The organism is Rhodanobacter sp. B2A1Ga4 (assembly GCF_018101315.1).
Taxonomy (GTDB): domain Bacteria; phylum Pseudomonadota; class Gammaproteobacteria; order Xanthomonadales; family Rhodanobacteraceae; genus Rhodanobacter; species Rhodanobacter thiooxydans_A.
In genome coordinates, this window is the sequence record NZ_JADBJR010000001.1 from 940,863 (window position 1) to 964,912 (window position 24,050).

Genomic DNA, 24,050 nt, shown 5'->3' on the forward strand with positions numbered 1-24,050 from the left:
GATGGTGAAAGAGTTGGAACGGGCGCATCGCTGCGCCCGATGTTTCAGGAAACATCCTGCTCCAGGAAGCGGTGCCGCTTGGTCACGGCATCCAGTTCCATCAGGGTTTCCAGCAGCGCCTCCATCTTGCCCAGCGGCCAGGCGTTCGGGCCATCGGACAGCGCCTTGCTGGGATCGGGATGCGTCTCGGCGAACAGGCCGGCCACGCCCACGGCGACCGCCGCGCGCGCCAGTACCGGCACGAACTCGCGCTGGCCGCCCGACGTCGCACCCTGGCCGCCAGGCAGTTGCACCGAGTGGGTGGCGTCGAACACCACCGGGCAGCCGGTCTCGCGCATCACGCTGAGCGAGCGCATGTCCGAGACCAGATTGTTGTAGCCGAAGCTGGCGCCGCGCTCGCACACCATGATGTCGTCGTTGCCGACGGCTTTCGCCTTGGCCACCACGTGCTTCATGTCCCACGGCGCCAGGAACTGGCCCTTCTTGATGTTCACCGGCTTGCCGGCGCGTGCCACCTTCTGGATGAAGTCGGTCTGCCGGCACAGGAACGCCGGCGTCTGCAGCACGTCGACCACCGATGCCACTTCGTCAAACGGCGTGTATTCATGCACGTCAGTGAGTACCGGCACGCCGATCTGGCGCCTCACTTCGCCCAGGATGCGCAACCCTTCTTCCATGCCCGGCCCGCGGAAGCTGTCGCCGGAGGAGCGGTTCGCCTTGTCGAAGCTGGACTTGAAGATGAAGTTCACGCCGAGCCGCGCGGCGATCTCCTTCAGCGTGCCGGCGGTGTCCAGCTGCAGCTGCTCAGACTCCACCACGCAGGGGCCGGCGATCAGGAACAGCGGCCGGTCCAGGCCGACCTCGAAGCCGCACAACTTCATGCCACATGCTCCTTCGCCAGCTTCTCGCCGTCGCGCACAGCCTTGAACTCGCGCGCGGCGCGCACGAAGCCGATGAACAGCGGGTGGCCGTCGCGCGGGGTCGAGGTGAACTCCGGGTGCGCCTGGCAGCCGAGGAACCACGGATGCTGTTGCTGCGGCAGCTCCACGATCTCCACCAGCAGGTCGTCCATCGACTTGCCGGAGATCACCAGCCCCAGGTCCTCGAATGGCTGACGGTAGCGGTTGTTGAATTCGTAGCGATGGCGATGGCGCTCACGCACCACGTCCTGGCCGTACAACTCGCGCGCCAGCGTGCCGGCCTTGAGGCGGCACTCCTGCGCGCCCAGGCGCATGGTGCCGCCGAAGTCGGAACGGTCGCTGCGCTGCTCGACTTCGCCGCTGGCGGTGGTCCATTCGGTGATCAGCGCGATCACCGGATTCGGCGTGTTGCGGTCGTTCTCGCTGGAGTCGGCATCTTCCAGGCCGGCAACGTGGCGGGCGAAATCCACTACCGCCGCGTGCATGCCGTAGCAGATGCCGAAGTACGGCACGCCGTGCTCGCGCGCGTACTTCGCCGCCAGCACCTTGCCCTCGAAGCCACGCTTGCCGAAGCCGCCGGGCACCAGGATCGCATCGGCCTTGCCGAGCACCTTGGCGGCGCCTTCGGCCTCGACCTGCTCGGAGTCGACCCAGTCCAGGTTCACCCGCGTCAGCTGCTTGATGCCGCCGTGGCGCAGTGCTTCGCCCAGCGACTTGTAGGCGTCCTTGTGCTCGACGTACTTGCCGACGATGGCGACGGTGATCTCGTCCTTCGGATGCTCCACCGCATCGACCGTGCGCTGCCACGCGGACAGGTCCGCCGGCTTGGCGTCCAGCCCGAGGCGCTTGACCACGATGTCATCCAGGCCCTGCTGGTGCAGGTACAGCGGCTGCTTGTAGATGATGTCCACGTCGGCGGCGCTGATCACCGCGTTTTCCGGCACGTTGGTGAACAACGCAATCTTGCGCCGTTCGCCCTCCGGCAGCGGTTGCTCGCAGCGGCACAGCAGGATGTCCGGCTGGATGCCGATCGAGCGCAGTTCCTTCACCGAGTGCTGGGTCGGCTTGGTCTTGATCTCGCCGGCGGCCTTGATGTACGGCACCAGGGTGAGGTGCATGAACACCACCTTCTCCGGGCCATGCTCGATGCGCAGCTGGCGGATCGCCTCCAGGAATGGCAGCGATTCGATGTCGCCCACGGTGCCGCCGATCTCCACCAGCGCCACGTCGAAACCGCGGGTGGCCTCGTGGATGCAGTGTTTGATCTCGTCGGTGATGTGCGGGATCACCTGCACGGTGGCGCCCAGGTAATCACCGCGGCGTTCCTTGCGGATCACGCTCTCGTAGATCTTGCCAGTGGTGATCGAGTTCTTGCCGGTCAGGCGGGTGCGGACGAAGCGCTCGTAGTGGCCAAGGTCGAGGTCGGTCTCGGCGCCGTCGTCGGTCACGTAGACCTCGCCGTGCTGGAAGGGACTCATCGTGCCCGGATCCACATTGATGTAGGGATCGAGCTTCATCATGGTGACCGAGAGGCCCCGCGCTTCGAGAATGGAAGCGAGCGACGCCGCAGCAATGCCCTTGCCAAGCGAGGACACCACACCGCCGGTGACGAAAATCAGGGGGGTCATGGAAAGCAGCCGTGCGGAAATTGGCATTTTAGCTGCAGAAGCGCCGCACTGCGAGATGGCAACGAAGAATTCTCCGGCTTTGGTTCATTTCCGGGCTGATGCGAAGCGCTCTGCAGGGCGGGCATTGCTCGCCAGCTCTGCGCTGACCAGGCTGCGGCGGGCAGTGCCCGCCCTACGCCGCCGGCGCCCTCTGCTAGCATTTCGGACATGAACAACCCCGTCCCCGCCCGTCTCGCCGCCCTGCGCGCGGCCATGCAGCAGCACGGCGTCGCCGCCGTGCTCGTTCCCAGCGCCGACCCGCACCTGTCCGAATACCTGCCCGCCCACTGGGCCGCACGCGAATGGCTGTCCGGCTTCACCGGTTCGGCCGGCACCCTGGTCGTGGCTCGCGACCAGGCCGGGCTGTGGACCGATTCGCGCTATTTCGCGCAAGCCGAGCAGCAACTGGCTGGCAGCGGCATCAGCCTGATGAAGCTGCGCGTGCCGCACACGCCCGAGCATCTGGAATGGCTGCAGCAGCACCTGCACGAGGGTGACGTGCTGGCGGTGGCCGGTGACAGCCTGGCCGTGACCACCCTGGAACAGATCAAGCGCCGTCTGGCTGACGGCAACGCCACCGTGCGCACCGACCTGGACCTGCCCGGGGCGATCTGGACGGATCGTCCCGCCCTGCCGCAGGCACCGGTGGTCGAACACGAACTGGCCTGGGCCTGCATCCCCCGCGCCGACAAGCTCGCCCGCCTGCGCAAGGCGATGCACAAGCTCGGCGCCACCCACCACCTGCTGTCCAGCCTCGACGACATCGCCTGGCTGACCAACCTGCGCGGCAGCGACGTGGAGTGCAACCCGGTATTCCTGGCCCATCTGCTGGTGCAGGCGGATCACCGCGCCACCTTGTTCGTGGGCCGCGCCAAGCTCGGCGATGCGCTGGTGGCCCGGCTGGCCGCCGACGGCATCGGTATCGCCGACTACGCCTCGGTCACCTCCACCCTGAACGAGCTGGGTGCCGACGATCGCCTGCTGCTGGACAGCGGCCGGGTGGTCAGTGCGGTCGCCGCCGCCATCGCGCCGACGGTCAGGCGGGTCGAGGCGGCGAACCCCAGCACCGCATTCAAGGCGGTCAAGAGCGCCGCCGAACTCGAACACATCCGCGACGTGATGCGCCGCGACGGCGCCGCCCTGGTGCGCGGCTTCCGCCGGCTGGAACAGCGCCTCGCCGCCGGCATGACGGTGACCGAGCTGGACGTCGACACCCTGCTGCACGAGGAACGCTCGGCGCAGCCCGGCTGGGTCGGCGAGAGCTTCGCCACCATCGCCGGCTACCAGGCCAACGGCGCGCTGCCGCATTACCGCGCCACGCCGGAATCGCACAGCACGCTGCAGGCGAAGGGCCTGCTGCTGATCGACTCCGGCGGCCAGTACCTGGGCGGCACCACCGACATCACCCGCGTGCTGGCGCTGGGCGAGACCACGCCGGAACAGCGCCGCGACGCCACCCTGGTGCTGAAGGGCATGATCGGGCTGTCGCGCGCGCGCTTCCCGAAAGGCGCCAGCGGCCCGCAACTGGATGCGCTGGCGCGCGCGCCGCTGTGGGCTTCGGGCATGGACTACGGCCATGGCACCGGCCACGGCGTGGGCTACTTCCTCAACGTGCACGAGGGCCCGCAGTCGATCCGCCCGCCGGTCGCCGGCGGCGCGCTGGTGGCGCTGGAGCCGGGCATGATCAGCTCGATCGAACCGGGCCTGTACAAGCCCGGTCGGCACGGCATCCGCCACGAGAACCTGGCGGTGGTGGTCGAGGCCGACCGCACCGAGTTCGGCGAATTCCTCGCCTTCGAGACGCTGACCATGTGCCCGTTCGACCGCCGCGCGCTGGAAGCGGGCCTGCTCAACCCGGAGGAGCGCGCGTGGCTGGACGACTACCACGCCAGCGTGCGCGCCGCGCTCAGCCCGCTGCTGGACGACGCCGACCTGGAGTGGCTGAACCGCCACTGCGCGCCGCTGTAGGCAGCAACTTCACTGGAAGTGCGTCGCGCCCACGTCGGCGGCGGCAGCCTGCATGAAATACTCGTGCAGGTATTTCTCGCCCTCGTCGCAGAACACCGTGACCACGGTCTTCAGCTCCGGGAAGTTCTGCCGGATGCGCTTGGCGGCCAGCAGGTGCGCACCGGAACTCGGCCCGCAGAACAATCCGTACGTGCGCGCCAGCCGTTTCATTTCGGTCACGGCATCGGTGCTGGACACGCTCAGCACCTCGTTCACCAGTCCCGCGTGGCGCTGGAAGATGCCCGGCACGAAGCCGTCCGAAATACCCTCGATGGTATGCGCGGCAATCTCGCCGCACAGGATCGTGCACGATTCGGACGGCTCCATCGCGAACAGCCGTACATTCGGGTTGACCTCGCGGAACGCCTGGCCCACGCCGATCAGCGTGCCACCGGTGCCCACGCCCAGCACCAGCGCATCCGGCACGCGGCCCGATGGCAGCTGGGCGAGGATTTCCGGGCCGAGAATCAGCCGGTTCTCCTCCACGTTCCACTCCGACTCGAACTGACTCGGCGCGAAATAGCCCGGCTGCTGGCCGAGCCGCTGCGCGCGAACCAGCGCCTCGTTGACATGAAAGTTGCCGCAGAACAGCACATCCGCGCCGTACGCCCGCGAGATCGCCACGCGCTCGCTGGACAGGCCCTCGGGCATCACCACCAGCATGTGGTAACCCTTCACCGCCGCCACCATCGACAGCGCGTTGCCGGTATTGCCGCTGGTCGCCTCGACGATGGTGTCGCCGGGCTTGAGCAGGCCCTCCTGCTCCGCTCGTTCGATCATGTACTTGGCGATGCGCGCCTTGATCGAGCCGGAGGGGTTGAGGAACTCGATCTTCGCGTAGACGCCCTCGATCTCCAGCAGCGGCGTGTCGCCCACCGCGTCGAGGATGCTGTCCGATACCGTGACAAAGCGCGTGGTCATCTCAGCCGGCCTCGTGCGCGTGCTGCATCGTGTCCAGCGCCAGCGTGGAGTGCGCATAGGCTGCACCCGCGCGCATCTCGGCGGCGACCCAGATCGCTTCCATGACCTGCTGTTCGCTGGCGCCCTGCTTCAACGCCTCGGCGGTGTGGCCCTTGATGCAGTACGGGCATTGGGTGACGTGCGCCACCGCCACCGCGATCAACTGCTTGGTGACGTTCGGCAGCGCGCCATCGGCGAACACCGCGGCGCTGAACGCCTTGAACGCCTTCAGCGGTTCCGGCGCCAGTTCACGGCGCTTGTGCGCCAGCTCCGCGGTGGATGAGGGATACATCGGATGTTCCATGGCGACACTCCTTAGCAGGTGACCGGCCGCAGGCTGCCTAGACGCCCAGCTGCAGTCCGAGATTGTTGTGCTCCAGCACGCGCTCGGCGCGATAGCTCGAACGCACCAGCGGCCCGGCAACTGCCTCCAGGAAACCCATGCCGAGCGCCAGTTCGCGGTAGTGGCGGAACTCGTCCGGCGTGACGAAACGCTGCACCGGCAGGTGGTGCGGGCTGGGCCGCATGTACTGGCCCAACGTAACGACGTCGACGTCGGCGCCGCGTATATCGCCCAGCGTGCGCTCGACCTCCGCGCCGGTCTCACCCAGGCCCAGCATCAGGCTGGTCTTGGTCAGCGTCTGCGGCGCGTGCCGCTTGGCGAAGGCCAGCACGCCGAGCGTCTGTGCATAGCCGGCGCGCGGGTCGCGCACGGCATGGGTCAGCCGCTCCACTGTCTCGATGTTCTGCGCATAGGTGACCAGGCCGGCGTCGAGCACGGTCGCCACCGCGGCGTGGTTGCCGGCGAAGTCCGGGGTCAGCGCCTCCACCGCGGCCTGCGGCGCGCGCTGGTGGATCGCCCGCACGCAGGCGGCGTAGTGCGCCGCACCGCCGTCGGCCAGGTCGTCGCGGTCGACCGAGGTCAGCACCACGTACTTCAGTCCCATCAATGCCACCGCGTCGGCTACCTGCAGCGGCTCCAGCGGATCGAGCCAGCCCTGCGGGTTGCCGGTGCTGACCGAGCAGAACTTGCACGCGCGCGTGCACACCGAACCCATCAGCATCAGCGTGGCGGTGCCGCGGCCCCAGCACTCGGCGATGTTGGGGCACTTCGACTCGGCGCACACGGTGTTCAACTTGTGGCTGCGCACGATCTCGTGCACCGCCTCGTACTGCGCCCCGCCCGGCAGCTTGACCCGCAGCCACGGCGGTTTGCGCTCGACATCCGGCACGTCGCTGGCTTGGTTCGGGCGGATGCCGCCCTTGACCGCGCGGGTGCCCTGCGGGCTGACGTATTTGCTGCCGTCGGGAATGCGTTCGCTGCTGGACATGGGAGGCACGATCCGTGGAATCCATGCAGTCTCCTGCGGCATCCCGCCGGACGCCCTGATGCATATCAAGGCACCGGGCATGGCTCCGTGGCTGGCGCGCCGGATCAGTGGCGCTTCGGCGGCACCAGCCTCAATCGTGTCGGTACCGGCGGCTGGTTCGGGCACAGCAGGTGCTGCACTTCCCCGGGCCGCAACGGGTAGGAATACAAATAGCCCTGCCCCTCGACGCAGCCACTGCGCTGCAGGAACTCGTGCTGTGCCTCGGTCTCGATGCCCTCGGCAATCGTGGTGAGGCCGAGGCTCCTGGCCATCACCAGGATCGCCTCGGTGATCGCCGCATCGTTGCTGTTGCCCGGCAGGCCGGTGACGAAGGAGCGGTCGATCTTCAGGTAGGCCACTGCCGGCAGCTTCAGGTAGGCCATCGAGGAATAACCGGTACCGAAATCGTCGATCGCCACATCGATGCCGAGCGTATGCAGGGTCTGCATGGTGCGCTCGACGTCGTCGCCCAGGCGCAACATCGCGCTCTCGGTGATCTCCAGCAACAGGCGGCCGGCTGACAACTGTCGCGACTGCAGGGTCCGGCTGACCCCGTCGACGAAAGCCGGATGGCCGAACCAGCGCGCCGAAATGTTCACCGCCACGCGGATCGGCGGCACACCAGCCAGGTCCCAGGCCTGGATCTGGGCACAGGTGGCCTGCATCACCCATTCGTCGATGCGGCGGATCAGGCCCAGGCCCTCCGCCACCGGAATGAATTCGGCCGGCAACACCTCGCCACGCTCGGGATGCTGCCAGCGCACCAGCGCCTCCACCGCCACGATGCGGCCGGTGCGCAACTCGACACTGGGCTGGAACACCAGCTGGAATTCGTTGCGCGCCAGCGCCTGGCGCAACTCGGCCGCCAGCTGCAGGCGCCGGCGGGTGTCGGCGTGCATCATCGGCGTGTAGAAACGGAACGCGTTGCGCTCCTCGATCTTCGCCGCGTACATCGCCGCGTCGGCGTTCGCGATGAGCGCCAGCGCGCTGTCGCCGTCCAGCGGATAGCCGGCCACGCCGATGCTGGCGCTCAGCACGATCTCGTAGTCGTCCACCAGCAGCGGTTCGGACAAACTGGTGAGCAGACGGCCGACGATCGCCCGCGCGTCCTCGCGCAGGATCAGCCGCGGGATCAGCACGGTGAACTCGTCGCCGCCGATGCGTCCGGCCACGTCGCCCTCGGACAGCTGCCGGCGGATTCGCTCGGCCACCTTGACCAGCAGGCGGTCGCCGATCGCATGGCTGTAACTGTCGTTGACGATCTTGAATGCATCCAGGTCGATGAACAGCACCACCACGGCCAGCCGCTCGCGCTCGGCCACCGCGATCGCCTCGGCGCAGTGCCGCTCGAATTCCGCCCGGTTGGCCAGGCCGGTCAGCGGGTCGTGCCGCGCCATCTGCTCCAGCCGATGCTGGTTCGCCTTCGCCTCGTGGATGTCGGTGAGCACGGCGACGTAGTAGACCACCTGGTCGTCGGCATCGCGGATCGTGCTGAGGCTGAGGTGCTCGGGATAGCTGCTGCCGTCGCTGCGGGTGCTCAATACCTCGCCCATCCAGTTGTGGCCGGCGGCAACGCTGTCCCAGATCGACTGCGGCAGCGGCTTGCCGTTGGGCAGGCGGCGGGTGTCGTCGAGGCGCTTGCCCTGCAGCGCCTGGCTGGTGAAGCCGGTCAGCGCGGCATGCGCCGCATTGGTCGAGATCACCTGCCGCCCGGCGTCGGCGATGATCACGCCTTCGGCGATGCTGGCCAGTGCCTCGGCGGCGATCCGGCGCTCCCGCTCCATCACCACCCGCTCGGAGATGTCGCGGATGATCGCCTGGCGCACCGGCTGGTTGCCCCAGTTGACCAGGCTGGTCTGCGTTTCCACCGGGCGGGTCTGGCCCTTGGCTCCCAGCAGCACGTTGGCGGCGGCCCGTCCGGCCTGCTGGCCCACCATGGATTGCGCGAAAAGGTGCACGTAACGGTCACCAACCAGTTCGCCCGCACGGCGCCCGGTCCACGCCGAAGCGGTGCGGTTGACGTCCAGGATCCGCCCGCTGGCCTCGTCGATCATCACGATCGCGTCGGCGGCGCTGTCGAACAGCAGGCGGTAACGCTCCTCGCTGCCGCGGATGCCTTCCAGGGTGCGGCGCGCCATGCGCAACCACAGCAGCGCGGCGATCAGGAACGCCCCCAGCACCCCCCAGAACAGCAGCTCACCCAGCCACACGGCCCCCTTCACGACCTCGATCGAGAACAGATCCGTGCGTGGTTCCATGTAGAGATTGAGCGCCTTGATGCGCCCACGCTGCCGCGCGATCTCGGCCGGCGACGGCCCGCCGGCATGGTAGGCGGCCTGCAGCTCGTCCGCGATGGTGCCGAGCTCGGCGATCGACGCATCGGTGGAACGCCAGGCCGCAAGCGCCTCGCGCAGATGCGGCATGCCGGAAAAATGCCGCAACATGAAAGTCATGCCCGGCTGTGCCGCCGGCATGATGTTGCCGCGCTTGAATATGCGGGTGATGCCTTCCGTGCTGTATTCGCCGGCAATGATCGCGTCGCGCCCCCAACGGTCGGACTCAAGCAGCCCGTGGTGGTCCAGGAAGCTGGCCAGGTCCGCGGCGTCGCCACCGAGCGCGTAGTTGTCCAGGTCGATCACGGCCTGCTTCTGCGCCTTGGACCAGACACTCTCGCTGTTGAGGAAACCAGCGAGAGTGACCTGGACCTGCAGCACGCCCCAGGTCAGCGCCATGATCAACGCGATCACCACCGCCAGCGCATAGGCCAGCGGCAGCAGGCGCCGTGTCAGAGGTTTCTGCAAACTGTTGCCGGTGGAGTGCATCGCCTGCCCATTCAGTTGATGATGCAGCCTGCTTCCATGGATACAGTCTGTTCCAGGCGTTGCCTCAAGCTGCGGCTTCTCTTGCCACCCACAGGTCGCGGCACGACCGGATGCATCGGTCACCAAGCAGGATCATGCTCATGTAGCTCCGCTTGATGCACTCGACCAGGTGTGCCACGTCATCGGCCGAGGGAGTCTCACCCATCAGCGTGCACACTATATCCAATGCTTCCCACGGGTGGACGTCATCATAGGCGGCGTGAAGGTGCAGCCAACGCAGGCTGGATGCCCGGATCGCGGGGTCGAAGCTGTCGCGGTACTTCGCGCTGTCGTAGATCAGCTTCGACCAATCGCCGGTAACCCCCTCGATCGCGTAGTTGGTGGCCACCATGCCGGCCGCCAGGCTGCCTCGTGCACTGATCTCCTCGCACCAGCGGGCCAGCCCGTCGGTGCCATGCGGAGGCGCCCGGTGCAACAGGTCGTCGCGCGGCACGCCGGCGCCTTCGGCCCAGTTCAGCCAGTACTCGGCGTGGTTCTGCTCGACCCGGATATTGCGCACCAGCCAGCGACGCGCCTTGTCGTCGCCAGGGCTGCGGCCGTAACGGGTCTTCAGCAGATTCAGCGCCATGAAGCTCGGGAACCGCTCGATGAACGGCCACAGGCCCATCATGAAGTTGCCGGTGGACTCCGCATCCATCTGCAGGGCGATCATCATCTGCCAGATATCGTGATCCAGCACGCGCTGCCTGGTGCTTTCGCAGTCGGCCACCATGTCCTGCGCCCACTGCGGATAGCTGCCCAGTTCGGTCAGCGGGCCGGTACGGTCAAAAGGAGTATGCATAGCGTTTTTCCTCGGTCATCAATGAGTGCTGCGACCAGCCGCAGCGTCAATGGCCGGTACGGAAGACAAAAATCCCGATGCCGGCCGCCTTCCGGCATCGCGGGTGATGCCGAAATCCTTCATGCACGACCACCGTGGCGCCGCTTGCCTGCGCGCGCCGTCGTGACCGGGCGTTGCCGCTGGCGCGACGCGAGGCTCCAAGGCACCCATCCGGAGCGCGCACCCGCCTGTTCCACTGTCGATCCGATTCGCCTCGGCCGAATATGGATCGCCAACCCAACCGTCGTTCACATGTCCTTCACGGAAAAAAGAAAAAGCTCGCCACGACAATTCGGGGGAAATCTGCACAAGGCACGCTCCGGTTCCGGCACCCGCGGGCGGACGTGTTTGCGATACCGCCCGATACTCGCCCACATGTCGTGGAAGAGGAAGCATCATGGGCATTGCCGCCCAGCCACTGACCCCCGAAGACCCCGAACTGTCCCCCTGGTAACTGCGCACGGTGCTGATCGTGCTGGGCTTCGCCGGCCTGCTCGCGATCACCGCGCTGGCCTACCGCAACGCCCCATCCATCCCGGCCCGGGTGGTGGACGCGCAAGGCAACCCGTTGTTCAGCGGTGACGATATCCGCGGCGGCCAGGCGGTTTTCCTGAAGTATGGCCTGATGGACAACGGCAGCATCTGGGGCCACGGCGCCTACCTGGGGCCGGATTACTCGGCCGCAGCGCTGCACCGCATCGGCGAGGACGCTGCCGATGCCATCGAGCAACAGCAGTACCACCAGCCGCTGTCTGAACTGGCGCCAGCCCGGCAGGCGGCAGTGCGCGCGGAAACCGCGGTGGAACTGAAGACCAATCGCTACGATCCGGCCAGCGACACGCTGCAGCTGACCGCGCCGGAAGCCGCGGCCTATCGTCAGCAGGTTTCCCACTGGACCGACTACTTCCTGCACCCCGAACGCAACGGCGGCCTCAAGGCCGGGCTGATCACCGACCCGGCCGAACTGCACCAGTTCAGCGCCTTCGTGACCTGGGCAGCCTGGGCCTCGGTGGCGAACCGCCCCGGCGAGAACTACTCCTACACCAACAACTTCCCCTATGACCCCGCCGTCGGCAACACGCCGGTGCCAGGGGCGCTGCTATGGAGCGCGCTCAGCCTGATCGTGCTGCTGGCCGGCATCGCCGTGGTGCTGCTGATGTTCGGCAAGTTCGACTACCTCGGCTGGATCAGCCGCGGCCAGCACATCCACCCGCACCTGCTGCCGGGCGTGGCCAGCCCCGGCCAGCGCGCACTGGTGAAGTTCTTCGTGGTGGTGGCGCTGCTGTTCCTGGCGCAGACCCTGGTCGGCGGCGCAGTGGCGCACTACCGCGCCGATCCGGGCAGCTTCTACGGCTTTCAGCTCGAAACGATCTTCCCCAGCAACCTGATGCGCACCTGGCACCTGCAGACGGCGATCTTCTGGATCGCCACCGCCTATGTCGCGGCCGCGCTGTTCCTGGGCCGCACGCTGCGCAGCGACGAGCCGCGCTGGTTCGCGCCATGGGTGCACCTGCTGTTCGGCGCATTCGTGGTGGTGATCGGCGGCAGCCTGCTCGGCGAATGGCTGGGCATTGCGCAGATGCTCGGCAAGTGGTGGTTCTGGCTGGGCAACCAGGGCTGGGAGTTCCTGGAGCTGGGCCGCCTCTGGCAGCTGCTGCTGGTGGTCGGCCTGCTGGTCTGGTTCGCCCTGCTGTGGCTGCTGGTGCGCCCACGCTCGCTGGCCAACCCGGAGTCGAAGCCGCTGGTGAAGATGTTCCTGTTCGCCGCGGTGGCGATCCCGGTGTTCTACATCCCCGCGCTGTTCTTCGGCGCCAAGACGAACTACACCGTGGTCGACACCTGGCGCTTCTGGATCATCCACCTGTGGGTCGAGGGTTTCTTCGAGTTCTTCGCCACCACGGTGGTGGCGCTGACCTTCTACCAACTGGGTCTGACCCGCCGCAACGTGGCGCTACGGGTGATCTACCTGGACGGCATCCTGTACTTCCTCGGCGGCCTGATCGGCACCGGCCACCACTGGTACTTCAGCGGGCAGACCAGCGTCAACATGGCGATGCCGGCGATGATCTCCGTGCTGGAGGTGGTGCCGCTGACCCTGCTCACGCTGGACGCCTGGGACTTCGTGCGCACCACCCGCGGCCAGTGCGACGTCTGCGGCAAGTCGGTGGCGGTGCCGCACCGCTGGACGTTCTACTTCCTGATCGCGGTGGGTGTGTGGAACTTCGTCGGCGCCGGCATCTTCGGCTTCCTGATCAACCTGCCGATCGTCAGCTACTACGAAGTCGGCACCCAGCTCACGCCGAACCACGGCCACGCCGCGATGATGGGCGTGTTCGGCATGCTGGCGCTGGCGCTGATGGTATTCGTGCTGCGCCAGACCAGCAGCGACGAACGCTGGGCCGGCATGGAGAAATACGTGCGGACCGGCTTCTGGGGCAGCAACATCGGCCTGGCCATGATGGTGGTGTTCAGCCTGTTCCCCAGTGGCGTGCTGCAGGTGTGGGACGTGATCCAGCACGGCTACTGGCACGCCCGCTCGCTCGACTACATCGGCAGCCCGCGCTCGCACCTGATCGAGTGGATGCGCCTGCCCGGCGACCTGGTGCTCATCATCTTCGGCGCAATCCCGCTGACCATCGCCGCGATCAAGGGCTGGCTGGGCGTGCGTGCAGCGCCACCGTCCGCCTGAGCGCAGGCCGGACTTTGGCGCCACCGACCGATGGCGGCAGCCGCGCTGCCGCCGGTATGGCCGGGGCAGCGCGGTAATGCCGGAACAGCATACTCAGGCGTCTTCCCGTCGACTGAACCCGTCCGCACTCCACGCCTCGCTGCCCACGCCGTGGTGCACGAAAAACAGCCCGGCCGGATCGTAGTTGCGCTTCACCGCCGCCAGCCGCGGGTAATTCGTGCCCCAGAACGCGCGTTGCCAGTCGCGTTCGAAATAGTCGCTCTCCGACACATACGAGCCGGCGCCGGGCGCCGCATGCCGCAAGGCGTCGATCGCCTTGCCCATGGCGGCGGCGCGATCGCGGGCACGCGCCAGGTCCGGCTTCGGTCCAGGCATGCCGGGGAAGGCCGGCGGCCCGTCGCCGGCGATGATCGCCAGCGCGAACGCGTCCAGCACCTGTGGGTTCGTCGCGGTATCGCGCGCGGCGGCAATCTCGGCCGCCGACGCACCGGCCAGGCCCTTGTTGAAATGAAAGCCCACGCCCCAGTGGCAGGTGCAGGCGAACAGGGCGTCGACCAGCCTTGCCTGCCGCTCCTTCTGCAGCAGTGACGCCGGCAGCCACGCCGACTTGTAGCCGTGGATGAACCAGCCGACCTGACCCTGGTCGCCCGCCCACAGCACGTGGTTCCGCGGCGCGCCGGGGCGGTCGTCACCGACCTGGACACCGGGCGCGTGCTGCCGGAAGAACTCGGCGTCCCACATGTGCCGCGCCGGCAACGCCTGTGCCTGAACCGGTTTCACCAGGCTGTATTCCTTGCGCGCCCGGACCCAGTCGAGCAAAGGTGCCCAGACCTGCTCCGCCTGCGGCTGGGCCAGGCCCTGGAACACCATGTTGATGTGCACGGTGTTATCCGAGCCGAAACTGATCTGCTCGCCCCAGTGCGGGTTGAACAGCGCTTCCTGGTAGAAGCCGATCAGCCTCGCGATCAGGGCGCGGTAGGCCGCATCCGAGGCGGCCTTGATCGAGCCGGACACGGCGCCGAAGAACTCCGGCAACTCGCGCGTGCGCAAGGTCAGCCGGGTGACCACGCCCAGGCTGCCGCCACCGCCGCCCTTGATGCCCCAGAACAGGTCGGGGTTCGTGCAGGCATTGGCGACAAGCACCTGGCCGTCGGCGGTGACGATCTCCGCCTCGATCAGGCCCGCTGCCGCGGTGCCGTAGCGCTTGGAGAAGCTGCCGAACCCGCCGCTCTGCACCAGCCCGGCCACGCCCACCGTGGTGCAGCCGCCGCCCTGCACGTAGCGGCCGCCGCGGGTGGTCACCGCGTCGTAGGCGTCGATCCACATCGCGCCGGCACCTATCGACACCGCCGGCTGCGGCGCCTGCGTGCCGGCACAGCCCTGCCCCGTAAAGGCGTCGTGCAAGCGGATGTCACGCATGTGCCGCGTCCACACCAGCAGCGAATCCGGCGCGTCGGAGGTGCCCTGGTAGCTGTGCCCGCCGCCCTTCACCACCAGGCGCAGGTGGTGCTCACGTGCGAAATTCACTGCCGCGACCACGTCCGCCGTGCTTTCGGCGGCCACCGCATACGCGCTCGGCTGCGACGTCCACGCGTCGACCCAGCCGCTGGTCTGGGTCAGCGCCGGCTGGTCGCCCAGGTAGAACGGATTGTCCAGGTGCTTCAGCGCCTCGTTGCAGGCGGCGCTGGCCGGTGCCGGGCCGCAGCCGGCAAATGGCGACTCCAGCTTGAGCAATCGCCCGCCCACGTCGTGCTTCAGCTGCTCCCAGCTGGCGGCGGAGGGCCACATCGGGTCGCCGGGGCGTACCCGCGAGCGAAAACGCGCCGGCATCGCGGCTGCCGCCCGGGCCACCGCCACCACGCCGCCGGAAAGCAGGCCCGGCAGCAGCGGGATCGCCAGCGCAGCCTTCAGCAGGTCTCTTCGTTTCATCGCATCGTCCTTCCGGAAAGTTCGTGGGAGCGGCGCCACGATGAAACGAACCCACCGCGCACGCCAGCCACCAGTGACGAATGGCACCGACCCGGTGACCAGTGGCGGCAAGTCGGGATGGATGGCTGACACCAGCCGACCCACAGACATGCCCAAGGACCGGGCCGGTCAGTCGTGGTGCTCGCGCAGCTGCCGGGGTGTTCCGCCGCGATCCAGCCCACCCCCTTCGAGCCAGCGGCCAGTCTCCGTCCTGGCACGGGTGATCAGTCGGGCCGCCGCGGAGTAGTCGTACGGCGAGACATCGAGCGGGCACAGGCTCGGCACGATGCGCAGCTCCACCGTGGCATCCGCTGCAAAGCGATCGGCGTCCTGCACCAACTGGCGCGCCACCAGCAGGCTGAGCGCATGCATCGCGCGTGCGACCGCACCCGACGGCGCCCGCTCGAGCGCACAGGCAAACCCGGTGGGCAGCACGATCACGCGCGTGGCACCGAGGCCAAACGCGACCGAGATCGGCGTGTTGTTGGCCACACCACCGTCGACCAGCCAGCGTCCGTCGATCTGCACCGGCGGATACACGCCCGGAATCGCGGCACTGGCCAGCACCGCGTCAACCACTGGTCCCGTGGACAGCAGCACCTCCCGTCCGTTCAGCATGTCCGACGCCACCAGGTGGACCGGCAGGGCCGCGTCCTGCAGCTGCCGATAAGGCAGGTGGCGTTCGAGCAGGCGGCGCAGGCCGGACGAATCCACCAGATGGTCGCGCCGGCGCAGCAGGCCGAACACGCTGCCCAGGTTGAACGGAAGCACCTCGCGCCGTGTCAGCGCACACCAGATCCGCTCCAGCTCACGGGCACCGGCGGCAGTCGGGTCGCCGGCGAAATACGCCGCGTTGATCGCACCGGCCGAGGCGCCGACCAGGAACGCCGGCACCTCGCCCCAGTCAAGCAGCGCCTGCAGCATGCCCACCTCGACCGCGCCGAGGCTGCCGCCACCGGCCAGCACGAAGGCGGTACGCCGCTGCGCACTCCCGACGAACGGTTCTGCCTCTGCCATCTCAGCCACCTGCATGAACTGATATTACGGCGCACCCGATCATCTGACGCACACCGTGGCGGCAGGTTCCTCGTGCAGGCCCGCAGCAGGCAATCCGGTGGTCGCCGTGCCGTCAGCCGGCCGGCGCGCTCGGTACCAGCACCATCCACGCCACGCCAAAACGATCGGCCAGCATGCCGAAGCTGGAGGCGAAGAAGGTGGACATCAGCGGCTGCTGCACCTGGCCGCCATCGGCGAGCGCATCGAACAGGCGCCGCGCCGCGACATCGTCATCGGCGGTGAGCGCCAGCGAGAAGCCGTCGAACTTGGGCTGGCCGCCGCAGAAACCGTCCGAGACCAGCACCTGGCTGGCGCCGATCTGCAGGCAGGCGTGCATCACCTTGTCCGCCGGCGGCTGCGTGCCATCGGGGCACTGGGCGGAGCCGTCAGGGCCATCGGCATAGCGCATCAGCATGACCACCTCGGCGCCGATCGCCTGGCGGTAGAACGTGATGGCCTCTTCGCAGCGGCCGTCAAAGAACAGGTAGGGCTGGACTTGCATGGGGGCATCCTCATCGTGGTTGGCCGAGCCGATACCTCGGCTCGGAAGGATGACGAATGGCCCGAACGCAAATCGACAGCGCTCAGCGCATGCTGCCGCTGTCCAGGTAGCGCTGGTGCCAGGACAACGCCTCGTTCAGCAGGTGCGGCGTGTGCTTGCCGTAGCTGTCGCGGCAGGCGCGGTCGAAGTAGTCCTGCAGCATCGGCCGGTAGTCCGGATGCGCGCACTGCGCGATCACCGCCCGCGCCCGCTGCTTCGGCGACAGTCCGCGCAGATCGGCCAGACCCTGCTCGGTCACCACCAGTCCCACGTCGTGCTCGGTGTGGTCGACGTGGCTGACCATCGGCACGAGCGCCGAGATGGCGCCGTTCTTGGCCGTACTCGGGCTCATGAAGCAGGACAGGAAACCGTTGCGGGCGAAGTCGCCGGAGCCGCCGATGCCGTTGATGATGCGGCTGCCGGCGACGTGGGTGGAATTGACGTTGCCGTAGATGTCGGCCTCGACCATGCCGTTCATCGCGATGCAGCCGAGCCGGCGCACCAGCTCGGCGTGGTTGGACATCTCCTGTGGGCGCAGCACAATGTGCTGGCGGTAGAAGTCGATGCGGCGCACGAACTCCTCCACCCCCTCGGGACTCAGCGACAGCGAGGTGGCCGAGGCCATCGCGATGGTGCCGTCGCCGAGCAGCTCCAGCATGCCGTCCTGGATCACCTCGGTGAACGCGGTCAGGCCGCGGAAGCCGCCCTCGCGCAGGCCACCCAGCACCGCATTGGCGATGTTGCCCACGCCCGACTGCAGCGGCAGCAACTGTTCGCCCAGTCGTCCGGCGGCGATCTCGTGGCGGAAGAACTCCACCAGGTGCCCGGCGATGCGCCGCGATGCCTCGTCCGGCGGCGCGAAGCGGCCCAGCCGGTCGGGCGCATCACTCTCCACCACCGCGACCACCTTGTCCAGGTCGCAGCGCAGGTACGGCTCGCCGATGCGGTCGCCCGGCTGCAGCAGCGGAATCGGCCTGCGATGCGGCGGCAGCGCGGTGCCATAGTAGATGTCGTGCATGCCGTCGAGCCCTTCGGGCTGGCGCCGGTTCACCTCCAGGATCACCTTGTCGGCCAGGTCCAGCCAGGTCTTGTTGTTGCCCACCGAGGTGGACGGCACCAGCCGGCCGTCCGGCAGGATGCCGGCGACCTCGACCAGTGCCACGTCGATCTTGCCGAGGAAACCGCACCACGCGTACTGCGCCACCTGGCCCAGGTGGATGTCCATGTATTCGATCTGGCCGGCATTGATGCGCGCGCGCAGCTCGGGGTCGGACTGGTATGGCAGGCGGAAGTCGATGCCGCCCACGCGCGCCAGCGCGCCGTCCAGCTCCGGCGCGGTGGAGGCCCCGGTGAGGATGCGCAGCGCGAACTTGTCGCCGCGCTCGTGCGCCGCGGCGATGCGCGTGGCCAGCGCCAGCGGCACGGCCTTGGGGTAGCCGGCGCCGGTGAAGCCGCTCATACCCACCGTCATGCCCGGCAGGATCAGTTCGGCCGCCTGCTCCGCCGACATGCGGCGCGCGGCCAGGCCGGCATGTGCAATGCGTGTCGTCATGGTTTTCCGAATCGTCAAAAGAGGCTTGGACAGGAAACGGCCGCCGGCGTGATACCCAGATCGCGACAGTGCCAGGAACCCATTCTGGACGCGCAGATGCGGCCCGCCAAGGCGACCTTCGGCGCATGCGTCAAAGCGTCGCCGCGCCGCGGTTCTACAAGCGCAGCGTGATAATGGTCAACGCCGCGCGACATGGCGGCACCGACGCCCACCAGAGGCGCACCGTGGCCGCCGGTTCCCCGTGCCACCCATCGCAGGTACTCCTCAAGCACGAGTCCGCGCAACGGCTGCGTAGTCAGATCGACACGGCGATCCGCCCCACTTCGGCCAGTACCACGTTGCGTGCGTTGGCATCGGCGGTGGACTCTGCGTAGTACGCCGCCACCAGCAACGGCTTGCGTTGCGGCGGCCAGATGATGGCGACGTCGTTGGTGGCGGCATGGTTGCCGCTGCCGGTCTTGTCGCCCACGCGCCAGCCGGCCGGTACCCCCGCGCGCAGGCGCGCGTCACCGGTGGTATTGGCACGCAGCCATCCGGCCAGTTGCCCGCGCGACGCATCGGACAAGGCCGTCCCCAGCAGCAGTGCGTGCAGGTTCGCCAGCATCGCCGCCGGCGTCGTGGTGTCGCGCGGATCGCCCGGGCGCGCCTCGTTGAGTTCGGTCTCGATGCGATCGAGCCGGCTCAGGCCGTCGCCGAGGCTGCGCGCATACGCGGTCCATCCCGCGGGCCCGCCCAGGCTGTGCAGCAACAGGTTGCCCGCGGTGTTGTCGCTCATGGTGATCGCGGCATGGCAGAGCTCGGCCATCGTCATGCCCGGCGCGCCGACGCGATGGCTGGTGACCGGCGAATACGTCACCAGCGCGTCCTTGTCGAAAACGACGTGCCGCTCCAGTGCTTCCACGCCGCGATCCACCCGCGCCAGCACCGCGGCCGCCGCCAGCAGCTTGAACGTGCTGCACATCGCGAAGCGCTCGTCGACGCGATGGCCGATACGGCGCCCGCTGCCGGTATCCAGAACGGCCACGCCGAGGCGACCGCCATGCCGGCGTTCCAGCGCGGCCAGGCGGGCGCTCGCGTCGCCATCACGCAGGACTTCCAGTGCAAGGGTTGGACGAACCAGCAGCGATGCGGCGCCGATCACGGCACCCTTGAGCAGGCTTCGACGATTCATGGCATGGCCTTCAAGCGGGGAAAGCCGATCCTGCAGGGTGGCGCGGGCGCTCCGCGGCGGGAGTTCGGGCAATTCCCGGGCAACCGCGATCACTTGCGCTGGTGCCGCCCGGACTTCTAGTGTTGCGACGGATCCGCACCATTGCAGGGGAAATTCATGCCGACAGGTTTCGCCAAACTCCCGCGCCGGCTGGCGCGACTGCTGCCGCTTGCCCTGCTCGCCTTCGGCACCGCCACCGGTGCCCACGCCGAGACATCCGAACAGGCGCGCTGGCAGCACGAGGCGCAGGCCGTGACGATCACCCGCGACGACTGGGGCATTGCGCACGTGCACGGCCGCACCGACGCCGACGCGGTGTTCGGCATGGCCTACGCCCAGGCCGAGGACGACTTCAACCGGGTCGAGACGAACTACCTCACCTCACTCGGCCGGCTCGCCGAGGCCGAGGGCGAATCCGCGCTATGGCAGGACCTGCGGCAGCGGCTGTTCATCGACCCGGTCGAGTTGCAGGCCCTGTACGCGAAGAGCCCCGCCTGGCTGCAGGCGCTGATGAACAGCTGGGCCGACGGACTCAACTATTACCTCGCCACGCATCCGGACGTGCATCCGCGCGTCATCAAACATTTCGAGCCGTGGATGGCACTCAGCTTCAGCGAAGGCAGCATCGGCGGCGACATCGAGCGGGTGTCGCTGAAGCAGCTCGAAGCGTTCTACGGCCGCAACCCCGCCGCGCTGGCACGCGCGGACACGCCGTCCAGTTGGGTCGAGCCCACCGGTTCCAACGGCTTCGCGATCGCGCCCAGGCTCACTGCCGACGGCCACGCGCTGCTGTGGATCAACCCGCACACCTCGTTCTTCTTCCGCTCCGAACTGCAGATGACCAGCGACGCGGGGCTGGATGCCTACGGCGCGGTGACCTGGGGCCAGTTCTTCGTCTACCAGGGCTTCAATCACCACATCGGCTGGATGCACACCTCCACCGGCGCCGACGTGGTCGACGAGTTCGCCGAAACCATCGTGCACCAGGGCGGCAAGCTGTTCTACCGCTACGGCAAGGAGCTGCGGCCGGTCACCACGCGCACGATCCGCGTGGCGTACCGGGCGAAGGACGGCGCGCTGGCCACGCGCAGCTTCGACGCGCACTTCACCCACCACGGCCCGATCGTGCGCGCGGCCGACGGCAGGTGGATCGCCGTGGCGATGATGAACAAGCCGCTGCAAGCGCTCGAGCAGAGCTGGCTGCGCACCAAGGCCAGCGACTACGCCAGCTACCTGAAGGTGGCCGAGCTGAAGGCCAACTCGTCGAACAACACCATCTTCGCCGACGACAAGGGCGAGATCGCATACATGCACCCGCAGTTCATCCCCAGGCGCGACAACCGCTTCGACTATACAAAGCCGGTCGACGGCAGCGATCCGGCCACCGACTGGCAGGGCCTGCATGCGCTCGACGAGGCGCCGCACCTGCTCAACCCGCCCAACGGCTGGATCATGAATACCAACAACTGGCCGTACTCCGCCGCCGGCGCGTTCAGCCCGAAGCAGGCGGACTACCCGCGCTACATGGACAGCTTCGGCGAGAACCCGCGCGGCATCCACGCCACCCGCCTGCTCACCGGCGCGCACGACGTCACGATGGCCTCGCTGATCACCAAGGCGTTCGATTCGTACCTGCCGGCGTTCGCGCGGCAGTTGCCGATCCTGATCGCCGACTACGACTCGCTGCCCGCCAGCGATCCGCTCAAGTCACGCCTGAAAGGTCAGATCGCGCTGTTGCGCGATTGGGATTACCGCTGGGGCATCGCCTCGATGCCGACCACGCTGGCGGTGTTCTGGGGCGACACGCTATGGGACCAGGCCAGCAAGGCCGACACCGCCGAAGGCCTGACGATCTATGACTACATCGCCGACAAGGCCGGTGCGAAGCTGCGCCTGCAGGCGCTGGTCGAGGCATCCGATCGATTGACGAAGGATTTCGGCAGTTGGGGCGTGCCGTGGGGCGAGGTCAACCGCTTCCAGCGCAACGACGGTGCCATCGTGCAGAAGTTCGACGACGCCAGGCCGAGCATCCCGGTGCCGTTCGTCTCCTCGCGCTGGGGTTCGCTGGCCTCGTTCGGCGCGCACCGCTGGCCCGGCACGAAGAAGTACTACGGCACCAGCGGCAACAGCTTCGTGGCGGTGGTGGAGTTCGGCCCGAAGGTCGGCGCGCGTGCGATCACTGCCGGCGGCGAGAGCGGCCACCCGGGCTCGAAGCACTTCAACGACGAGGCCGAGCGCTACACCACCGGCAACCTGCGCACGGTGTACTTCTGGCCCGAGCAGCTCAAGGGCCACACCGAGCGGGTCTACCACCCCGGCGAATGAGCCATCGCGCTACGGGCCGCCGCGTTACGCGGCGGTGCCGAACAGCATGCCCACGCCGGTGGTGACCGCCATCGCCAGCGCGCCCCAGAACGTGATGCGCATGGCGCCGACGCCCATCTTCGCGCCGCCGGCCCACGCCGCCACCGCGCCGAGCACGGCGAGGAATACCAGCGAAGTGGCGAACACCAGCCACAGCAACGCCGTCGCCGGCGCCAGCGCCACCACCAGCAGCGGCAGCGCGGAGCCCACCGCGAAGCTCAGCGCCGAGGCTCCGGCGGCCTGCAGCGGTCGTGCCTTCAGCGCTTCGGTGATGCCCAGCTCGTCGCGGGCGTGGGCATCCAGCGCGTCGTGCGCCATCAGCTGGTCGGCTACCTGCCGCGCCAGCTGCGGGTCGAGCCCACGGCCGACGTAGATCGCCGCCAGCTCGCGATGCTCGGCTTCCACGTCGGCCTGCAGTTCCTGGTGCTCGCGCTCGAGTTCGGCGTGCTCGCTGTCGGCCTGCGAATGCACCGACACGTACTCGCCGGCGGCCATCGACATCGCCCCGGCCACCAGCCCGGCGACACCGGCGACCAGGATGTTCTGCCCGCTGGCGTGCGCTGCCGCCACGCCCAGCACCAGGCTGGCGGTCGACACGATGCCGTCGTTCGCGCCCAGCACCGCCGCGCGCAGCCAGCCGATGCGGTCGGTGCGATGTCGTTCGTGATGGTGTCGGGGCATGGCGATCTCGCAGGTCGGATGGCGGCATTGTGCGCAGGTTTGCGCAGGCCCGTGCAAAAGCTTCTCGTCACCGCCACGGCCGGTGCCCCAGCCATCGCGAAAATTCAGCCGCGGCCGGGGATCTTCAGCCCTCGCTGTACCGCCGGGCGCGCCAGGCCGCGTTCGAGCCACGCGGCGACGTTCGCGAAGCGCTCGAACTCCACCAGCTCGCGCGCCTCGTAGAACGTGATCAGGTTGTTCACCCAGCCCAGCGTGGCGATGTCGGCAATGGTGTAGTCGTCGCCCATGATCCAGCGACGACCGTCGAGGCGGCCATCGAGCACGCCCAGCAAGCGCTTTGATTCGTCGACGTAGCGCTGCAGCGGACGCTTGTCCTCGTACGCCTTGCCGGCGAACTTGTTGAAGAAACCAACCTGGCCGAACATCGGGCCGATCGACGCCATCTGGAAGAACAGCCACTGGATCGTCTCCCAGCGCCGCGCCGCATCGACCGGGATGAACTGGCCGGCCTTGTCCGCCAGGTACAGCAGGATCGCGCCCGACTCGAACAGTGCCAGCGGCTCACCGCCGGGGCCCTGCGGGTCGATGATCGCGGGGATCTTGCCGTTCGGGTTCAGCGCGAGAAACTCCGCCGTGTGAGTCTCGTCCCGCATGATGTCGATCAGGTGCGGCTCGTACGGCAGGCCGGTTTCCTCCAGCATGATCGATGCTTTCACGCCGTTCGGCGTGTTCAGCGAGTAGAGCTGGATGCGGTCGGGATGCTGCGCGGGCCAGCGCGCGCTGATGGGAAAGTCGGACAACCGGGTCACGTGGTGCTCCTGCAGTGTGGGGACCACTGCAAGGTGGGTGCCTGCCCCGGCCGGTTCAACCGCGGAGCATCCGGTGGCGCGCCGACCTCCTGCTTCCGGCGTCCTTACCAGGTCGCCTTCAGTGCGCGCTCGATCTCTTCCAGCGGCGCACGGAACAGCGACTTGTTCAGTTGCTCCACCATCCGCCGGGTGGTTTCCTCGTGCAGCAAGGGACGCATCTGCCCCAGCGTCTGCGGATCAGCCGCCAGTACCAGGTGGGAAAACTCGTTCTTCAGCGCAGCGGCGTTCAGGCGTTGCGCCAGCTGCTTGGCGAAAGTGGCCTCGTCGATCTCGGCGCTGCTCCGCTCGGGCGGCTGGCGCCCGGCCGGGCCGTCGTTGAGGAGATCCTTCGGCCCGACCAGCTTCACCTGTTCGAGCGATACGTTGAGGCCCTTGCCGACGTTGCGCAGGAGGCGCGCGCCGGTGCCATCGGCCACCACGACCCATGCACCCGTGGGAATCTTCTTCATCGGAATCTCCTCGGTGATACGGCGCCCGGGCGACCGCGTGCCGTA

The 24,050-nt window shown here is 68.0% G+C and carries 18 protein-coding genes; 3 read left to right on the plus strand and 15 right to left on the minus strand.

The genetic code is table 11. The features are described 5' to 3' along the window. Positions 1 to 44 precede the first annotated feature (44 nt). Together kdsA and IMW82_RS04335 are read right to left on the minus strand one after the other, a co-directional pair. Complete coding sequence (gene kdsA, locus IMW82_RS04330) at positions 45 to 881, minus strand: 3-deoxy-8-phosphooctulonate synthase (protein WP_211003947.1); 837 nt, start codon at positions 879 to 881, stop codon at positions 45 to 47. Beyond that, positions 878 to 2,548: a CTP synthase gene (locus IMW82_RS04335; RefSeq protein WP_108473025.1), complete on the minus strand. Its 1,671-nt coding sequence runs from the start codon at positions 2,546 to 2,548 to the stop codon at positions 878 to 880. The genes kdsA and IMW82_RS04335 overlap by 4 nt, the downstream gene beginning before the upstream one ends. Before the next feature lie 207 nt (positions 2,549 to 2,755). On the opposite strand from IMW82_RS04335, the gene IMW82_RS04340 reads away from it, so the two are divergent. Next, positions 2,756 to 4,555, plus strand: coding sequence for an aminopeptidase P family protein (locus IMW82_RS04340; protein WP_211003948.1), 1,800 nt, complete (start codon positions 2,756 to 2,758; stop codon positions 4,553 to 4,555). Between the two features lie 9 nt (positions 4,556 to 4,564). On the opposite strand, the gene IMW82_RS04345 is transcribed toward IMW82_RS04340, so the two are convergent. The 5 genes from IMW82_RS04345 to IMW82_RS04365 form a co-directional block, all read right to left on the minus strand. Beyond that, the gene (locus IMW82_RS04345; RefSeq protein WP_211003949.1) at positions 4,565 to 5,515 is read right to left on the minus strand and encodes a cysteine synthase family protein; all 951 of its coding nucleotides are present in this window, start codon (positions 5,513 to 5,515) and stop codon (positions 4,565 to 4,567) included. A gap of 1 nt (position 5,516) precedes the next feature. After that, positions 5,517 to 5,858 (minus strand): carboxymuconolactone decarboxylase family protein, encoded by a 342-nt coding sequence (locus tag IMW82_RS04350; RefSeq protein WP_108473028.1) that lies wholly within the window; start codon positions 5,856 to 5,858, stop codon positions 5,517 to 5,519. Between the two features lie 37 nt (positions 5,859 to 5,895). Beyond that, on the minus strand, positions 5,896 to 6,885 hold the full coding sequence (gene lipA / locus IMW82_RS04355; protein WP_211003950.1) for a lipoyl synthase: 990 nt from the start codon (positions 6,883 to 6,885) through the stop codon (positions 5,896 to 5,898). Positions 6,886 to 6,989: 104 nt separating this feature from the next. Beyond that, positions 6,990 to 9,746 (minus strand): EAL domain-containing protein, encoded by a 2,757-nt coding sequence (locus tag IMW82_RS04360; protein WP_211003951.1) that lies wholly within the window; start codon positions 9,744 to 9,746, stop codon positions 6,990 to 6,992. Positions 9,747 to 9,810: 64 nt separating this feature from the next. After that, entirely contained in the window at positions 9,811 to 10,587 is a 777-nt protein-coding gene (locus IMW82_RS04365) for an iron-containing redox enzyme family protein (RefSeq protein ID WP_211003952.1), read from the minus strand. A 502-nt stretch (positions 10,588 to 11,089) separates the two neighbouring features. On the opposite strand from IMW82_RS04365, the gene IMW82_RS04370 reads away from it, so the two are divergent. Continuing rightward, positions 11,090 to 13,315: a cbb3-type cytochrome c oxidase subunit I gene (locus IMW82_RS04370; RefSeq protein ID WP_345777115.1), complete on the plus strand. Its 2,226-nt coding sequence runs from the start codon at positions 11,090 to 11,092 to the stop codon at positions 13,313 to 13,315. Positions 13,316 to 13,408: 93 nt separating this feature from the next. Here the strand turns inward: IMW82_RS04370 and IMW82_RS04375 are convergent, their stop codons facing one another. The 5 genes from IMW82_RS04375 to bla all read right to left on the minus strand — a co-directional run bounded on the left by IMW82_RS04375 (position 13,409) and on the right by bla (position 19,603). Next, positions 13,409 to 15,244: an FAD-binding oxidoreductase gene (locus IMW82_RS04375; RefSeq protein WP_211003953.1), complete on the minus strand. Its 1,836-nt coding sequence runs from the start codon at positions 15,242 to 15,244 to the stop codon at positions 13,409 to 13,411. 168 nt (positions 15,245 to 15,412) lie between these two features. Further along, on the minus strand, positions 15,413 to 16,300 hold the full coding sequence (locus IMW82_RS04380) for a patatin-like phospholipase family protein (protein ID WP_211003954.1): 888 nt from the start codon (positions 16,298 to 16,300) through the stop codon (positions 15,413 to 15,415). Positions 16,301 to 16,412: 112 nt separating this feature from the next. Then, complete coding sequence (locus tag IMW82_RS04385; RefSeq protein WP_211003955.1) at positions 16,413 to 16,841, minus strand: VOC family protein; 429 nt, start codon at positions 16,839 to 16,841, stop codon at positions 16,413 to 16,415. 82 nt (positions 16,842 to 16,923) lie between these two features. Continuing rightward, entirely contained in the window at positions 16,924 to 18,432 is a 1,509-nt protein-coding gene (locus IMW82_RS04390) for an acetyl-CoA hydrolase/transferase family protein (protein WP_211003956.1), read from the minus strand. 295 nt (positions 18,433 to 18,727) lie between these two features. Next, on the minus strand, positions 18,728 to 19,603 hold the full coding sequence (gene bla, locus IMW82_RS04395; protein WP_211003957.1) for a class A beta-lactamase: 876 nt from the start codon (positions 19,601 to 19,603) through the stop codon (positions 18,728 to 18,730). A 156-nt stretch (positions 19,604 to 19,759) separates the two neighbouring features. On the opposite strand from bla, the gene IMW82_RS04400 reads away from it, so the two are divergent. Then, complete coding sequence (locus IMW82_RS04400; RefSeq protein ID WP_211003958.1) at positions 19,760 to 21,967, plus strand: penicillin acylase family protein; 2,208 nt, start codon at positions 19,760 to 19,762, stop codon at positions 21,965 to 21,967. A gap of 24 nt (positions 21,968 to 21,991) precedes the next feature. Here IMW82_RS04400 and IMW82_RS04405 read toward each other — a convergent pair whose 3' ends face one another. The 3 genes from IMW82_RS04405 to IMW82_RS04415 form a co-directional block, all read right to left on the minus strand. Then, on the minus strand, positions 21,992 to 22,687 hold the full coding sequence (locus IMW82_RS04405) for a VIT family protein (protein ID WP_108473037.1): 696 nt from the start codon (positions 22,685 to 22,687) through the stop codon (positions 21,992 to 21,994). 104 nt (positions 22,688 to 22,791) lie between these two features. Continuing rightward, on the minus strand, positions 22,792 to 23,496 hold the full coding sequence (locus tag IMW82_RS04410; protein ID WP_211003959.1) for a glutathione S-transferase N-terminal domain-containing protein: 705 nt from the start codon (positions 23,494 to 23,496) through the stop codon (positions 22,792 to 22,794). Between the two features lie 104 nt (positions 23,497 to 23,600). Beyond that, positions 23,601 to 24,005: a host attachment family protein gene (locus IMW82_RS04415; protein WP_108473038.1), complete on the minus strand. Its 405-nt coding sequence runs from the start codon at positions 24,003 to 24,005 to the stop codon at positions 23,601 to 23,603. Positions 24,006 to 24,050 lie beyond the last annotated feature (45 nt).